We start from the raw sequence: 14,327 nt of genomic DNA on the forward strand, positions 1-14,327 counted from the left end.
GGCTTAGAGTGCAGACCCTAAGTCGAAGATAGGTAGATACATCGAGACAACAACGCCGCCGACCAGCACGCCCAGTACCACGATAATAACGGGCTCCATTAGCGAAGTGAGTGCATCGACTTTATTGTCGACCTCTTCTTCGTAATAATCGGCGACGCGGTTCAACATGGCATCCAGCGAGCCCGCCTCTTCGCCGATACTAACCATCTGGATCGCCAGAGGAGGGAAGCGGTTAGTCATCCGCATAGCGAAATGCAATTGCTGCCCGGTCGCCACGTCTTGGCGCGTTTGAATCACCGCGCGTTCGTATACTTTATTACCTGTGGCCCCGGCGGCAGTATCTAAGCCCTCGACTAACGGCACGCCTGAGGCAAAGGTGGTAGCTAATGTACGCGAGAAGCGAGCAATAGCAGATTTATGCATAATATCGCCGATTACCGGTAAGCGAAGCAGTAAGGCGTGCATGCGGTAAGCGACCTTAGCAGAACGCTGAATGCTAAATTTGAGCAGTAGTACCGCGCCAATCACCGCCCCCAGCGCCACAAGCCAATAGCGCTGGGCAAGCTCGGACAAATTCACGGTCATCTGGGTAAGTGCGGGAAGCTCCGCGCCGAAGCTCTGAAACATGCTTTCAAATTCAGGCACCACTTTGATTAACAAGAGCATAGTCACCGCGATGCCAATGGTCATAACGGCAGTAGGGTACCAAAGCGCTTTCTTTACCCGTGCTTTGAGCGACTCTACTTTCTCTTTATAAGTCGCAACACGATCAAGCATCTGATCGAGCGCACCTGACTGCTCACCAGCATTAACCAGATTAACAAACAGCCGGTCAAAGTGTTTGGGATGGCGGCGTAGAGCGTCGGAGAAACTAGAACCCGACGACACATCGCTCATCATATGCTGTACGAGAGCAACCATGGCGGGTTTTTTTAGGCTCTCGGCCACTACTTGCAGCGCTTGTAGTAAGGGGATGCCCGCTCGAATCATGGTGGCCATTTGGCGCGCAAAGACCATGACATCATTAGGATTAATACGACCGCTGCCGCCCAGGTTGCCCTTTTTAGAAATGCGCCGGATAACGATGTTCTGCTTGGCAAGCTCAGCCGCTACTTCAGCTTTGCTGCGGCCAATCATTTCGCCGCTTAGCGGCCTATCTTGAGGACCTTTACCTACCCATTTCCAGCGCGATAGTTTGATGGCGGGCGTTGGGCGTCGACGTGCCGTTTTAGCCATGCCTTACTCCTTGCTCACTCGGTTAACCTCTTCCAGGCTGGTAATGCCCTGCATGACTTTTAACAAACCACTGCGGCGAAGGCTGGGGTAACCTTCTTTACGTGCCTGATGATCAATATCTAACGCATTAGCGTCGCGCATAATTAACTGGTTCATCGCGTCAGTAATGGGCACCACCTCATAAATGCCAATGCGGCCTTTATAGCCCTGAGTGCAGTGTTTGCAACCTACCGGCTTATAGATACTCGCTTGCTGTATTTCATCATTATTAAACCCTTCTTTACGTAGCGCTTCGTGAGGAATGTCAATAGGCTCCTTGCAATGCTTGCAAAGTTTGCGAGCAAGGCGTTGGGCAATAATCAGACTAACGGCACTAGCAATGTTAAACGAGGAGACGCCCATATTAGCCAAGCGTGTGAGTGTTTCAGCAGCCGAGTTGGTGTGTACGGTAGATAGCACTAAGTGGCCCGTTTGCGCGGCCTTAACAGCAATTTCAGCCGTTTCAAGGTCACGAATCTCGCCCACCATCACTACGTCAGGGTCTTGGCGTAGAAACGCTCTTAACGCACTGGCAAAATCGAGGCCGATTTTAGGCAATACGTTTACCTGGTTGATACCCGCTACTTTGATTTCAACCGGGTCTTCAGCGGTACAAATATTGCGCTCAATTTTGTTAAGAATATTGATGCCGGTATATAACGAAACCGTTTTACCGCTACCGGTCGGGCCGGTGACCAGAATCATGCCTTGGGGCTGCTTCAATGCCTGCTCGTAGTGACTACGCTGCTCATCGGTAAAGCCCAGCTGCTCAATACCTAACTGAGCGGCGGTAGGATCTAAAATCCTGAGCACCAGCTTTTCGCCATAAACAGTCGGCAACGAGTTAACACGAAAATCAAGCGAGCGGGTGCGCGATAACTTGAGCTTGATCGCGCCATCTTGTGGCAGGCGGCGCTCTGAAATATCAAGGCGAGCCATGATTTTCAGACGGGCTGCAATGCGGTTGCGCATGGCAAAGGGAGGGCGTGCCACTTCTATCAGCATGCCATCCACACGAAAGCGTACCCGATAGAGTGTTTCGTAGGGCTCGAAGTGGATATCAGACGCACCACGGCGAATGGCATCTAACAATATCTTGTTAACAAACTTAACGATGGGAGCGTCCTCGCTATTTTGCGAGGACTCTTCAAGCGGGACTTCGTTACCATCGCTATTTTGTACCACGTTCAGCGAGCTTACCGCATCGTCAATATCATCAAGCTCATCGAGCATGCCGCGCTCGTTTTGCGCAAGGTAGTTATTCAGCGCGACTGTAATTTGGTCAACAGGCGCGAGCACGCCTTCAACGCTAAGGCCCGTAGCAAACTGTAATTCATCCAGTTGCGTTAACGTGGCGGGGTAGGGCACCGCGACGGTAAGGCGGTGGCCATGGCGCGCTAATGGCAGAATATTAAGATTCTGCAGCACCTTGATGGGGTAGTCAGCGGCAGGCGGGAGTGTATTTAAGCGCAACGCCTCTAAATCAACGACCGGAAGCCCATACTCCCAACCCGCCGCCACGGTGGCTTCGATAGCATCTACCAAGCCGCTCTCGATAACATGCTGAAGTAGCGATATTTCCAAATCCGACGCGGTTGTTTCCGCCGTTGCGGCCTGGGCATCGGTCAGCAAGCCGTGTTTCACCAAGCGCTGAGCAATGCCGCGCAGGCCACCACGAGCAGCGGCGTGGCTTAGGGTCGACTCAAAAGGGGGTTGGCTCATCAAAAAACCTGTTTTACATCGGCGTAGGCGAACTACTTGTACCATAAACTAGCGGTTGCAGGCACTACATGCCTAGTCATTCAAAAACTGCTCAAGTAGTAGATAGCTGGGCCGATAGCGTTTAGAGAATCTGTTGTAAAAAAGCATCACGTAAGCTAGTGTAACGCTTATTAACGCTAACTCTTTTTAAGGAAGCTCATTCCTTAGAAAAGCTTGCTCTTTCCCCGTAGGAGATGTCTTCATGCAGAAATCTGCACAACTCAACGCCCGCAGCACGAAACAGGGCGGTTTCACGCTGATTGAGCTGATGATCGTGGTGGCGATTATTGGTGTATTGGCTTCTATCGCTGTACCGCAATACCAAAATTATGTGGGTAGGGCGCAGGCTACTGAAGCCTTTACTGCCACTGCAGGTTTACGGACTGATATTGGTTTATATTTTTCTGAGAACGGTAATTTTGTTGGTTATATGCAGCCAGCCGGTGGCCAGCCCTCTTACATTGCACAAACCGCGAGTGAAATTGGTGGCGAGTATATCGATGATGTGACCCTTGATGGCGGTGCAAGTGGTGGGTTCACTGTAGCTTTCGATAACGGTGTTCACAGTGATTCATCGATGACAATTCAACCCATGATTAGTGTACAAAATGGCACGGAAGTAGTAGCAAGCAATAACACTGATGGAGGGCAAATTACAGGGTGGCGTTGTTCTAGCGATGACATTGATGACACCTACCTTCCTTCGGCTTGTCGTGAGTAATATGTCTTAATCTGCACCATAGGGCCTGCGGGCCCTTTTTTATTTCCATAATCCCTACGCATTTGCTCGTTACACTGTAGGCTCTGACCCAAAGTGAGGAGCCTGCAGTGAATCCTATCAAATTAATTGTCCTGAGTACGCTCGGCGCGCTGCTTCTCAATAGCGCGGCTTTTGCACAGCCTGCACATGCGCCTGCCCACGGTGCGCGTGATAAAGGCCACCAGCAAGAATCACATCAATCACGACAGACCCGTGATGGACGAGTCGACCTACCCCGCATCAACGAGCGTGAACTTCGCCAGCTACTTCGTCAGCATGACGCGCCGCGAGCCGAATCATTGCCGCCGGGTATTCAGCGCAATTTAGAGCGCGGTAAGCCTTTGCCGCCGGGTATCGCCAAGCGCTTTGATGGTCGGTTAGCTACTCAATTACCTCAATACCCAGGCTATGAATGGGAGCGTGTGGGTGCTGATGTTGTCTTGATCGAAGCAGCCACGCGCGTTGTGGTAGATGTGCTGGTCGATGTTTTGCGTTAACGACCATGATTGAAGTCGGCATGACTCGAAAATTACGTCTCGGCGGCTTATGGTAGAAGCTCTTAGCATCATGGCGTTCTAAAGGGAGACTTAATGAGCGACTACACATTAGCTGCACGTCTTGAACAGGCTATTTCCATCGCCGAAGAAGCCGGGCAGATGATCATTCAGGCGCGGGAGCGGCAAGGTTTTTCACAACGGTTGAAAAAAGACAATGAGCTCGTTACCGATGTTGATGTAGCCGTTGATCAGCTCATTAGCCAGCGGCTTGAAGAGCATTTTCCTGGTGAGGCACGGCTGAGTGAAGAGCTCGCCCCCGAGAGCGCTGTGCATGTGCAAGCGCCGCAGCTTTGGGTAGTGGATCCCATTGATGGCACGGTCAATTTTGCGCAGGGGTTGCGTCATGTGGCGGTGTCCATCGGCTGGATGGAAGAGGGCATTGCTAAGGTCGGTGTTGTACACGCGCCGTTTTTAGGCGAAACCTTTAGCGCTGCAGAAGGCGGAGGTGCTTTTTGCAATGATCAGCCCATTCAACCCAGCAGTGCAGATTCACTAGCGAACACCTTGGTAGGAACAGGTTTTCCCTACCGTAAAGAAGGGCGTAAGCACCTTTTAAAGCGGTTAGAAGCGGTGCTTATTGAATGCCAGGATATCCGTCGTAACGGGGCGGCGGCACTCGATTTGTGCGATGTCGCCTGTGGTCGCTTAGATGCGTATTACGAAAGTGTCTCGCCTTGGGATTTTGTCGCGGGCTGGGTCATTGCACGAGAAGCCGGGGCGCGTGTAGGGCACTTATATGAGCCGCCTAAATCGGTGCCAGAAGACCTTTATCCCGAGCACTTGCTAGTGGCTGCACCTGGTGTCTATGACGCAATGGCCTATCTGCTGCTCGACGCTGACCAACGCTAACGAGAAAGGGCGGATTGCATTAAGTGGTGAATGACAAATACTTGAAAAGAAAGCGCTATAAAGGCTTTTCATTTATGCAAGAAACCGCTAGTATACGCACCGTCTTGAGGCAAAGATGTAGCGGCCAATAAAGACAGCGGAGCGTGGCGCAGCTTGGTAGCGCGTTGCAATGGGGTTGCAAAGGTCGCAGGTTCGAATCCTGTCGCTCCGACCAAAGATTATTAAAAACCGCCGATTTGGGTAAAAACCTATCGGCGGTTTTTTGTTGGCTGGTATAACCGTAGCGGCAGCCAGCCTTATGAGCGAAGTACTATCGGTCGTCAATTTTAGGGGCGCCGCTCGGCTAGAACAACGGCACCAATTAATGCGCTGGCCAACACGGTCGTGGTTAGTAACGGATGCATCGAGGCATTGTTGTACAGGCTGGTCTTGGAAACGTGGCTGGCGTATCGGACGCGTTCCCGCCTATCGGTGGCCGCTTCTTGCAATGCGAAGTGGCGGCGATGCTCGGGTTTCTCGGTCTGCTGTTGCTTGATGATCTTCGCTGACATGATTTTGTCCATCATCCGTGGTGCGCAGTGTCCAAGTGCTGTCATAAACCGCCCGCCGCCGCCAACGTACATGTCACGGCGGGGATGCTCGGCACAGTAAAGGATACTACGAGCAACGATGCGGGGTTCGTAGAGCGGTGGCGGCAGGGTCGGTTCCGTATCCATAACGTTACCAGCGTGCTCGGGGAAGGGCGTGGCGATGCTGGCCGGCTTGATCAACGTAACCGAAATGGGCGCGCCAGCATGCTCAAGTTCCATGCGCAGTGCGTCGGTGAAGCCTTTGACGGCATGCTTGGCGGCCGAATACATGCCCTGATAGGGGATGGCTTGGTCCGAAGCGATCGAGCCAAGGTTGATGATCGCACCAGCGTAGCCATCGCGGCGCTTATCTACCAAGTGGCGTGCTGCCTCCAGAGAACCATACACGACGCCCCAGTAAGTCGTGTCAAATAGTCGGTGGTAATCCTTCTCGTCGATATCGAGCAGGTTGCCGAAAAGAGAGACGCCGGCATTGTTGATCCAGGTATCGAAGCCGCCAAACGTATCGATGGCGGTTTGCGTTATCCTGTGAACTTGCGCTTTGTCGCCGATATCCACCGCGACGTGGACGGCCTCGCCACCGGTGAGGTTGATTTCGTCACAAAGTTCGCGCAACGCATTCTCGTCACGTGCTACCAGAACCAGACGTGCGCCACGGTCGGCGGCCATGCGCGCCGTTGCCAGCCCGATACCCGTGGTGGCGCCTGTGATGATGACCGTTTGATGTTCCAAGTCTTTCAAATGCAGTGCCATTTCGCCCTCCTTGCTAGTGTCTGCAGTTTTTGGGGAAAAACTGTTGAACTCAGCTTTTCAGTTCGATTCACTTCCTCAGAATAGACGCTCTGCGAGGATTGCAAAATGCTGTGATTGGTGCGACAAGCATGATGCGCAGCGCTCTTCTACAGGTGCTGTTCCTGAGGGGCTGCCTCAGTATGACTTGGAGGTAGCAGTCCCCTGGGCCCGATAAGGGAAGCAATACTGGGTGGTGGCGCTAGTTGACCGCTGTGAGCAGCAATCGCTGGTTGTGCGGCGGCAAGGGCGTGAGTCGGGTAGCGCAAATTGCTGAAGCTCATCAACCTGAGTTGCGTCATTTGCAGGAAGACACACCATTGGCTGGCTGGAATAAGTCCCCTTAATGCAGAGCTTAAGAAGTGTGATATAGCCAATATACATTACGGCTCCTAATTAAGAGCGCTCTGAAGGGCGCTATTTTTGCTGCTACAGACGCTGTCCGGATCTAATTGATGCGGACAGCGCCGTGATGCTACAGAAGTTCCGAACGTTCAGCGCTTGGCATGCTGTAGAGCTTGTTCTTCGATGTCCCTGTCGACTGAAGAGACGTAGTACTCGTCATCGAAAGCGCCTTCTGGCTCCTTCAGCCACATTAAGCAAATAACCCAACTGATGAAGGCGCCAGTCGCGATGATGTAGAAGAACTGCGATGGAGTGACAAACGTAAAGATGGTTAGGTAGACCACCGCGCCAACATTGCCGTAGGCGCCAGCCATGCCCGAGATTTGCCCAGTGATGCGGCGCTTGATGGAGGGAATGATGCCGAAGGTCGCTCCCTCAGCCCCTTGTACGAAAATCGACGTGCCGATGGTCACCGCAATGGCCAGAATGAGTGGCCAACTCGAATTGAGCATGGCCATCAGCAAGAACCCAACGCTAATGCCAAACATGTAGCACAGCATCACGAAACGCCGGTTACCCATGCGGTCGGAGACCATGCCGCCCATGGGGCGGGCCACCAAATTGACGAAGGCGAACGAGGCAGCGATCAGACCGGCCGTAGCGGCATTCAGGCCCCAGGTCTCCTCAAAGAACATGGGCAGCATCGACACGACCGCCAGTTCAGCTCCAAAGTTGGCAAAATAGGTGCTGTTAAGCGCCGCCACATTGTTGAAAGAGTACTTATCGTCCTCCGGTACCCCCTTACGCAGGATCGGTAGATTGACTCTCAATATCTGGACAATTTGATAGATGACGATCGCGATAATGGCTAGATAAGCGATGACGGCACCCGTAACCGATAAATAGCCCATATATTGAATGCGCCAGACTAGAATGGCGAGTACGCCGACCAGCGGGATCGTCCAGATGATCAGCTTGATCATATCGCCCCAGGAGCTCACTTCCATGGCGGCGGTCTTGCGTGGTTTGCGGTGGGCCTGAGCATCTGGGCCATCAGTGATCGCGAACCAGTAGTAAACACCGTAAGCGGCCATAACAAGGGCACTCTGCGCGATGGCCCAGCGCCATCCATCCGGGCCGCCATACATGCTCAGGGCGATAGTCGGCAGCGACATGGCCGCTACGGCGGAACCGAAGTTACCCCAGCCAGCGTAAAAGCCTTCGGCGAAGCCGATGTCCTTGGGCTTGAACCACAGCGCCGTCATGTGAATACCCACCACGAAGCTGGCGCCAATCGAGCTCAGCACCAGGCGCGCCACTAGCAGCTGCGTCATGCTGTTACCGAAAGCAAATGCCAGCGCCGGTAGCGACATGCTTACCATGAGTACCGAGAACACCCGACGTGGCCCAAAGCGGTCCAATGCCATGCCGACGATAATGCGCGCTGGAATGGTCAATGCGACGTTACAAATAGCGAATAGCTTGAGATCGTCCGGGGTCAGCCAGTCGACACTCTTGAGCATGCTCGACGCGAGCGGCGCCATGTTGAACCACACGTAAAAGGTAATAAAGAAGGCAATCCAGGTCAGGTGCAAGGCCCGGATCTCGGGGCTGCGAAACTTGAATACAGCGGAAACTTTCATGATCGTATCGTCCTGTGTCCCAAAGGTGGTCTGTACCAAAGAAGGGGTAGAGGCTGCTCAAGGGCTGGGTAAGATCAGCAAGGGACACTCGGCGCGCCGGGCCAGGAATGAGCTGACGCTGCCGAAAGTCATGTAGTCGAGTTCATCAACAAAATAGGTCAACGACTTGGCGATGATGCCGCCGTCCGGTTGATGGCTATGGCGAGCAATCACCAGCAGGTCGGGTGAGAGTTTGCGAGTTGCCTGAAGCAGCATCTTGCGTGCATCCCCCTCAGCGAGAAGCTGCTCGGCCTGGAAACCCTCACCGATAGCGAATTTCACTCCCTCTTGGAGGTGCTGTTTGACCTCATCGTGTTCCTGCTGAAAAAGCGTTTCGTTGTTATCGGTAGCGTCGAGTGGATTCTCCACCACGCCGACCAGTACCAGCAGAGGTTGGTTACAGCGGAACATAGTGACGACTTGAGCGAGTGCCAGCTTGGCGTTCCGAGAACCGTCATAGGCAATCATGATTTTCATAGTGTCCTCCCGCATTGGGGTAGGGGGTAAGACCCGGAGCTAAGCTCCGGGCGTAAAGAAGCAAGTTGTATTCAAGGGTTTTTGACGTAGGCACCCTTGCGTAGGTAGAACCACCAGTTGATGACGAGGCAGATGGCGTAGAAGACCGCAAAGCCGTACATGGCAAGCTCCGGTGTGCCGGCCTGGATTTGCTCGCCCATTACACGCGGGGCGATGAAGGCGCCATAGGCAGCGACGGCTGAGGTCCAGCCAAGTACCGGGCCTTTCTGCTGCTGGTCGAAAATAACCCCGATGCTGCGGAAGGTAGAGCCGTTGCCGATACCACTGGCGGCGAATAACACGATGAATAGCAACAGGAACAGCCAAAAGAATTGATTGGGATCGGTGGCGTTATAGGCCTGCATCATCACGTAGCCGGTGGCGATAGAGGCAACCACCATGACCGCAGAGATGATTTGGGTAACGATGGAGCCACCCACTTTGTCGGAGATCCATCCACCCAGCGGACGGATCAGGGCGCCGACGAAGGGGCCTATCCAAGCCCAGGTCAAAGCGCTGGGCGCCTCTGGATTGGCTACGCGAATCAGCGTGCCATCGGCAGTGGCTTCCATCATGTTGCCGAAGATGACGTTGATAGAGAGCGGCAGGGCTGCAGAGAAGCCGATAAAGGAGCCGAAGGTTAGAATGTAGAGGATGGTCATTGACCAAGTGTGCTTATTGGAAAATATCGCGAACTGCTTCTGAATATTGGGCTTGATGTCGCCTGGAATCAGGCGCAACAACACTAAAGTCAGAACAATGGTTAACGGCAGGGCAATCCACATATTAAGCCAGCCGAGTGCCAACATACCGACGATGGTGGTCACCAGGCCGACGCCGTAAAGCCCTAATATTTTGCCGAAAGCCGCCAGCGGGGGGCCAGGATTGGGCGTAATGGTGCGTAGATTGTTCATACCGAACCAACCGGCGAACGCCAGCGGAATCAGAAAAACAAGCCAGATAAATCCAGCATTCTGGATCCAGGTATCGGTACCTGCTTCGATACGGCCGATCAACGTACCGCTAGCGCTTTGCAGTTCCATTGGCGATCCGGCCATAGCGCCGAAAATGCCGACGGTCATCACCAGAGGGATCACAATCTGCATGGTAGTGACGCCGAAATTGCCTAGGCCTGCATTCATGCCCAGGGCGTAACCTTGCTGCTTGCTGGGATAAAATGTGGAGATGTTGCTCATCGAACAAGCGAAGTTACCACCTCCGATACCGGAAAGTAGCGCCAATGCCTGGAAAACCCAGAACGGCGTGCCTGGGTTCATCAAGGCGATACCAGTTCCTGCGGCCGGGATCATCAACAGCGCGGTGGTCAGGAAGATGGTGTTCCGCCCGCCAGCGATGCGGATCATGAACGAGGCTGGGATGCGCAATGTGGCACCTGCCAAGCCGGCAAGTGCGGTCAGGGAAAATAGCTGGTTAACCGTGAACGAAAAACCCAGATTTTGCATCTGGGTGGTAATCATTCCCCACATCATCCAGACAGCGAATCCCATCAAAAGGCTGGGAATGGATATCCATAGGTTGCGGTTGGCGATGTGCTTGCCTTCCTGTTCCCAGAAGTGGGCGTCTTCGACCTCCCACTTCTCAATGTCGGCGTTTCTCTTACTCATGGCGATTTCCCCTTGGCATCAAACCTTTCTGCATGTAGCAGTTAGAAAGCAAGATACGCTGGGGAAAGGAATTGGGGAATAGGTGGAAATGGCATGAAAAACAGCGACATACCTCTTGAGAGGTAGTCGCTGAAAAGCAAGATTCATTGATTTTAAAGACAAATATTCGGACGGGGGTAGAGATGCGCCAGCGCAAAAGAACCCTAACAGTCTTTGGAGGTAACCACAGAGAGCTGACTAGTGATCTATACCTTCCTGGACTGCCCAGACGGCGGCTTCGACACGTGAGCGTAAGTTGAGCTTTTTTAGTAGGTGCTTGACGTGAACCTTGACCGTGCCTTCGGTAATATCCAGCTTGCGCGCGATGAGCTTGTTGGAGAGCCCGCCAGCGAGCTGTTGCAGAATTTCGCGTTCACGCTGCGTTAGGCTATGAATATCAGGGGTGGTGGGCGCATTGCGCTGATTGCGCAGGGCTTCAGCGAGTAGGGCGGTCAGGCTTTCGCTGATCACCATGCGGCCGAGAGCAGCCTGACGCAGCTGGCGAACCATGTCTTCAGGCTCCATATCCTTTAGCAGGTAACCGTCGGCACCGTTGCGCAGCGCCGCGACAACATCATCCTCATGGTCGGAAACAGTGAACATCACCACACGGCCGCTATAGTTGGCTTCCCGCAGGCGGCGCAAGGCTTCTAAGCCATTGACGCCCGGCATGTTTAAATCAAGTAAAACCAGGTCAGGCTCAAGTTTGAGGGCCAGTGCAATGCCTTCTTCTGGGTCGCCCGTCTCGCCAACCAATTCAAGATCGTCTTCTAGTTCAAGCAGCTGTATCACGCCACGCCGTAGTAGCGGGTGGTCGTCAATAATCATCAGACTGGCGGGTGTATCGTTGGCAGTGGTCAGCATCATTAAGAAGTCCCTGTACCTAAGTGAGAGTCGGGGGCAGCCGTAACAGGTTGCTGCTGAATTAAGCGAGCGGTCAACGGAGTGAATAGTATCTCAATACCAGTACCTCCTGCGGTGCGGTTGGCGATGCTCAACTCCCCGTTCAGCGTAGTGGCACGGTCGCGAATAATCACCAAACCGTAGTGCATCGGCGGAGAATTATCGTCTACCAGGCCGATGCCGTCGTCCTCAATACGCACGAGTAGGCGAGCATCGGCGAAACGCACTGTGACCCCAGCCCAGTGGGCTTTGGCATGTTTGTGGGTATTGGCCAGCGCCTCGCGAATGATCTGTAACACGTGAATTTCTTCATTGGGATTCAGTAGGTAAGGCGGCACATCGTAGTCAAGGTCGACTGTTACCCCCATGCGCTGGCTGAACTCCTCGACGGTCTGGCGCAAGGCAAATTGCAGCCCCGGCCCCTCAAGTTTGAGCCGGAACGTGGTGAGTAGCTCACGCAGTTGACGATAAGCACTGTTTAAACCGGTACGTAGCTCGTCGAATACCGCAGACTGCGCCTCTCGGGTGGCTTCTTTCTGCTGCATGCGCTCGAGTCGGGCGACCTGCATCTTGAGATAAGAGAGTGATTGCGCTAGAGAGTCGTGCAGTTCGCGCGCAATAATGGTTCGCTCGTTGATCAGCGTGACGTGTTGCTGCTCCTCGATACGCCGCTGCAGGTACACTGCCGTGGCGAGTTGGTCGGCTAACATGGTAAGCAGGCGACGGGTGCTATCGTTGAGCTGCTCCTGGGGATACCACACTTCCAGGGTGCCGAGCAGCGTATCGCCTACGCTGATAGGTAACAGTAAACACTGCGACTGGTTCTTGGCCACCAACTCCAGGGGGCGAGGATCAATCAAGCAGGCGTGGCATTCCTGGTCGCGACAATACTCAGGCCGGGTACGCGAGTGAGTTTCCAGTACCGGCATTTCCCGTTGGTCAAAAGGGTCGTTTAGCGAAAGACGTATCGGCCCAATGTTCAACAGCTTTTCCAGTTCACGCAGCATGGGAGCGGCGCTAGAGCAAAGGTCGTTACCGCCGCCATACAGCGAACGGCTGGCATCGTGCATCACCTGCAGCGCCTGATTACTGCGTTCAAGCTCTTGTTTCTTGCGCGATACGGTGTCTTCCAACGCGGCGTAGCTGGTCGCCAACTCGGCAGACATCTTGTTAAAGGTGTGGCCCAGCAAGGCCAGCTCGTCATTGCCACGCAGTTCTGAGCGCGGCTTAAAATTACGATGTGCTGCCTCGCGGGCAAGCACCATCAGTTGACGCAAAGGCACTACCAGATTGTAGCGAACATCGTAGAGAGCGATTGCGACCACAATAGCGATCAGCACTAAAAAGAGGACTTGTATCATGCCAAGCAGGCGCACCTTGGCCTCAGTGCTCTGTTCCAGGTAGGTCACTAGCACTTCGATGTCATTGACCATTGCAACGATCATCATTTCCAGTGTATCCAGGTCAAGCGCTGTAGCGGAGGACGGTACTTCTAGTGCCGGGCGAAGCGTGTGCTGCCAGTAGGTCTGGAGTTTCTCCAGTTGACGGCGGCGCTCGTGGCGGTCATCAGTTGGGATGGTTTGCTGTAAGGTTGTGCCATTCAAACGCTGATCAAAGCTCGCCACCAAGCTGGCTAGTTGCTCTTCGCTGGTTTCCTCGGGGGCATACTCCAGGCGCTGTAAGGCCCCCATGATCTGATAAGCATTCATGCGTAATGAGCCGGCGACATTAATCGCGGCAGCGTCACCACGGCTGCTGTTAGACATTGCAATGGTCAGGGTGATGCTGATGAGTGCCATACCGCTAATGGCGAGCAGCGACGCAATAATGCGAGCCACCAGGGAACGTTGAAGTAATTTCATAGTAGTTCCGATAGCGCGGAAGAGGTAAGGGAGTATGGTACTGTCTGCATCTTGATACGAGGGCTATCCCTTTAGGGTTAGCTGAACTACCTCTGATGCTTTTTGACCTACACCCGGTATTTACAGACAATTCTTACATGTCTGCTGATGTCTTCATACCCTCGCCGGGAAACGCTATGCCTTCACCCGTTCCACCTCCGATGCTGGAGACATCAACACAGCCAGTCAATGGCTATCAGCTGCTGGTCGCCATGCTGCTCATGCCGCTGGCAAGCTCCCTGGCGGTGGCTAGCTGGACACTCTACACCTTGCTCGCGATTCATCCCGTTTATGGGTTGCTGCCGCTGGGTAGTGGCCTTCTGTTGGCGTGGCCGACATGGTGTCTGGCTCGTCGAAGTTGCACGTGCAGCTTGATGCAGTGGCTGCTGTTGGGACTGGCACTAGCCTTGGGCTGGTTCGGGGTGGCGAACCAGCCGTGGGAATTTCTGATGGTGGGAATTGGGCTTGGGCTAGGAGGCGCGATGATTGCCACTGGTATTGCCCACGCCAAAGGCTGGATGCCTAGTCGTTGGGTGCATATTTGTGTGGGACTTTGTCTGGCCTTAGCGGCAGGGGTAGGGCTTTCCTTGCGGATGGCGCCCTTGGTCGTTCAAGCCTATGGTTGGCGCGCAGCGCCATTCAGTCTGCTGATCCCACTGTTCATGATAATGCTGTTGCTATGGCTTTTTGTAGAGTCACCCGAGTAACGCCACCTACTAGTCTTACCTGCTCATT

At 53.8% G+C, this 14,327-nt stretch carries 12 protein-coding genes and 1 tRNA gene; 5 read left to right on the forward strand and 8 right to left on the reverse strand.

The window, feature by feature from the left end:
• Positions 1-3: 3 nt before the first annotated feature.
• Together ACWI0H_RS10115 and pilB are read right to left on the reverse strand one after the other, a co-directional pair.
• Complete coding sequence (locus tag ACWI0H_RS10115; RefSeq protein WP_336269024.1) at positions 4-1,236, reverse strand: type II secretion system F family protein; 1,233 nt, start codon at positions 1,234-1,236, stop codon at positions 4-6.
• 3 nt (positions 1,237-1,239) lie between these two features.
• Positions 1,240-2,997: a type IV-A pilus assembly ATPase PilB gene (pilB, locus tag ACWI0H_RS10120; RefSeq protein ID WP_336269023.1), complete on the reverse strand. Its 1,758-nt coding sequence runs from the start codon at positions 2,995-2,997 to the stop codon at positions 1,240-1,242.
• A gap of 241 nt (positions 2,998-3,238) precedes the next feature.
• Between pilB and ACWI0H_RS10125 the strand changes: the two genes are divergently transcribed.
• The 4 genes from ACWI0H_RS10125 to ACWI0H_RS10140 all read left to right on the forward strand — a co-directional run bounded on the left by ACWI0H_RS10125 (position 3,239) and on the right by ACWI0H_RS10140 (position 5,416).
• On the forward strand, positions 3,239-3,757 hold the full coding sequence (locus ACWI0H_RS10125; protein ID WP_336274563.1) for a pilin: 519 nt from the start codon (positions 3,239-3,241) through the stop codon (positions 3,755-3,757).
• Positions 3,758-3,864: 107 nt separating this feature from the next.
• A complete protein-coding gene (locus ACWI0H_RS10130) occupies positions 3,865-4,293 on the forward strand; it encodes an anti-virulence regulator CigR family protein (RefSeq protein ID WP_485876059.1) in 429 nt (142 codons plus the stop codon).
• A gap of 93 nt (positions 4,294-4,386) precedes the next feature.
• Positions 4,387-5,202: an inositol monophosphatase family protein gene (locus ACWI0H_RS10135; RefSeq protein ID WP_485876060.1), complete on the forward strand. Its 816-nt coding sequence runs from the start codon at positions 4,387-4,389 to the stop codon at positions 5,200-5,202.
• Positions 5,203-5,339: 137 nt separating this feature from the next.
• Positions 5,340-5,416: transfer RNA gene (locus ACWI0H_RS10140), tRNA-Pro, on the forward strand.
• A gap of 112 nt (positions 5,417-5,528) precedes the next feature.
• Here ACWI0H_RS10140 and ACWI0H_RS10145 read toward each other — a convergent pair.
• The 6 genes from ACWI0H_RS10145 to ACWI0H_RS10170 all read right to left on the reverse strand — a co-directional run bounded on the left by ACWI0H_RS10145 (position 5,529) and on the right by ACWI0H_RS10170 (position 13,553).
• The gene (locus tag ACWI0H_RS10145) at positions 5,529-6,545 is read right to left on the reverse strand and encodes an SDR family oxidoreductase (protein ID WP_485876061.1); all 1,017 of its coding nucleotides are present in this window, start codon (positions 6,543-6,545) and stop codon (positions 5,529-5,531) included.
• Between the two features lie 530 nt (positions 6,546-7,075).
• Entirely contained in the window at positions 7,076-8,569 is a 1,494-nt protein-coding gene (locus tag ACWI0H_RS10150) for an MFS transporter (protein WP_101146340.1), read from the reverse strand.
• A 57-nt stretch (positions 8,570-8,626) separates the two neighbouring features.
• Positions 8,627-9,085, reverse strand: a complete 459-nt coding sequence (locus ACWI0H_RS10155; protein ID WP_101146341.1) for a universal stress protein — start codon at positions 9,083-9,085, stop codon at positions 8,627-8,629.
• A gap of 71 nt (positions 9,086-9,156) precedes the next feature.
• Positions 9,157-10,749 carry an MFS transporter gene (locus ACWI0H_RS10160; RefSeq protein WP_101146342.1) on the reverse strand — a complete coding sequence of 531 codons (1,593 nt, stop codon included), beginning with the start codon at positions 10,747-10,749 and terminating at the stop codon, positions 9,157-9,159.
• 237 nt (positions 10,750-10,986) lie between these two features.
• On the reverse strand, positions 10,987-11,655 hold the full coding sequence (gene narL / locus ACWI0H_RS10165) for a two-component system response regulator NarL (RefSeq protein ID WP_101146343.1): 669 nt from the start codon (positions 11,653-11,655) through the stop codon (positions 10,987-10,989).
• Entirely contained in the window at positions 11,655-13,553 is a 1,899-nt protein-coding gene (locus ACWI0H_RS10170; protein ID WP_485876062.1) for a type IV pili methyl-accepting chemotaxis transducer N-terminal domain-containing protein, read from the reverse strand. Before ACWI0H_RS10170 ends, narL begins: the two co-directional genes overlap by 1 nt.
• 176 nt (positions 13,554-13,729) lie before the next feature.
• Here ACWI0H_RS10170 and ACWI0H_RS10175 point away from each other — a divergent pair, with 176 nt between their 5' ends.
• Positions 13,730-14,299: a hypothetical protein gene (locus ACWI0H_RS10175; RefSeq protein WP_485876063.1), complete on the forward strand. Its 570-nt coding sequence runs from the start codon at positions 13,730-13,732 to the stop codon at positions 14,297-14,299.
• Positions 14,300-14,327 lie beyond the last annotated feature (28 nt).

Source organism: Halomonas sp. NYA30, assembly GCF_976980765.1.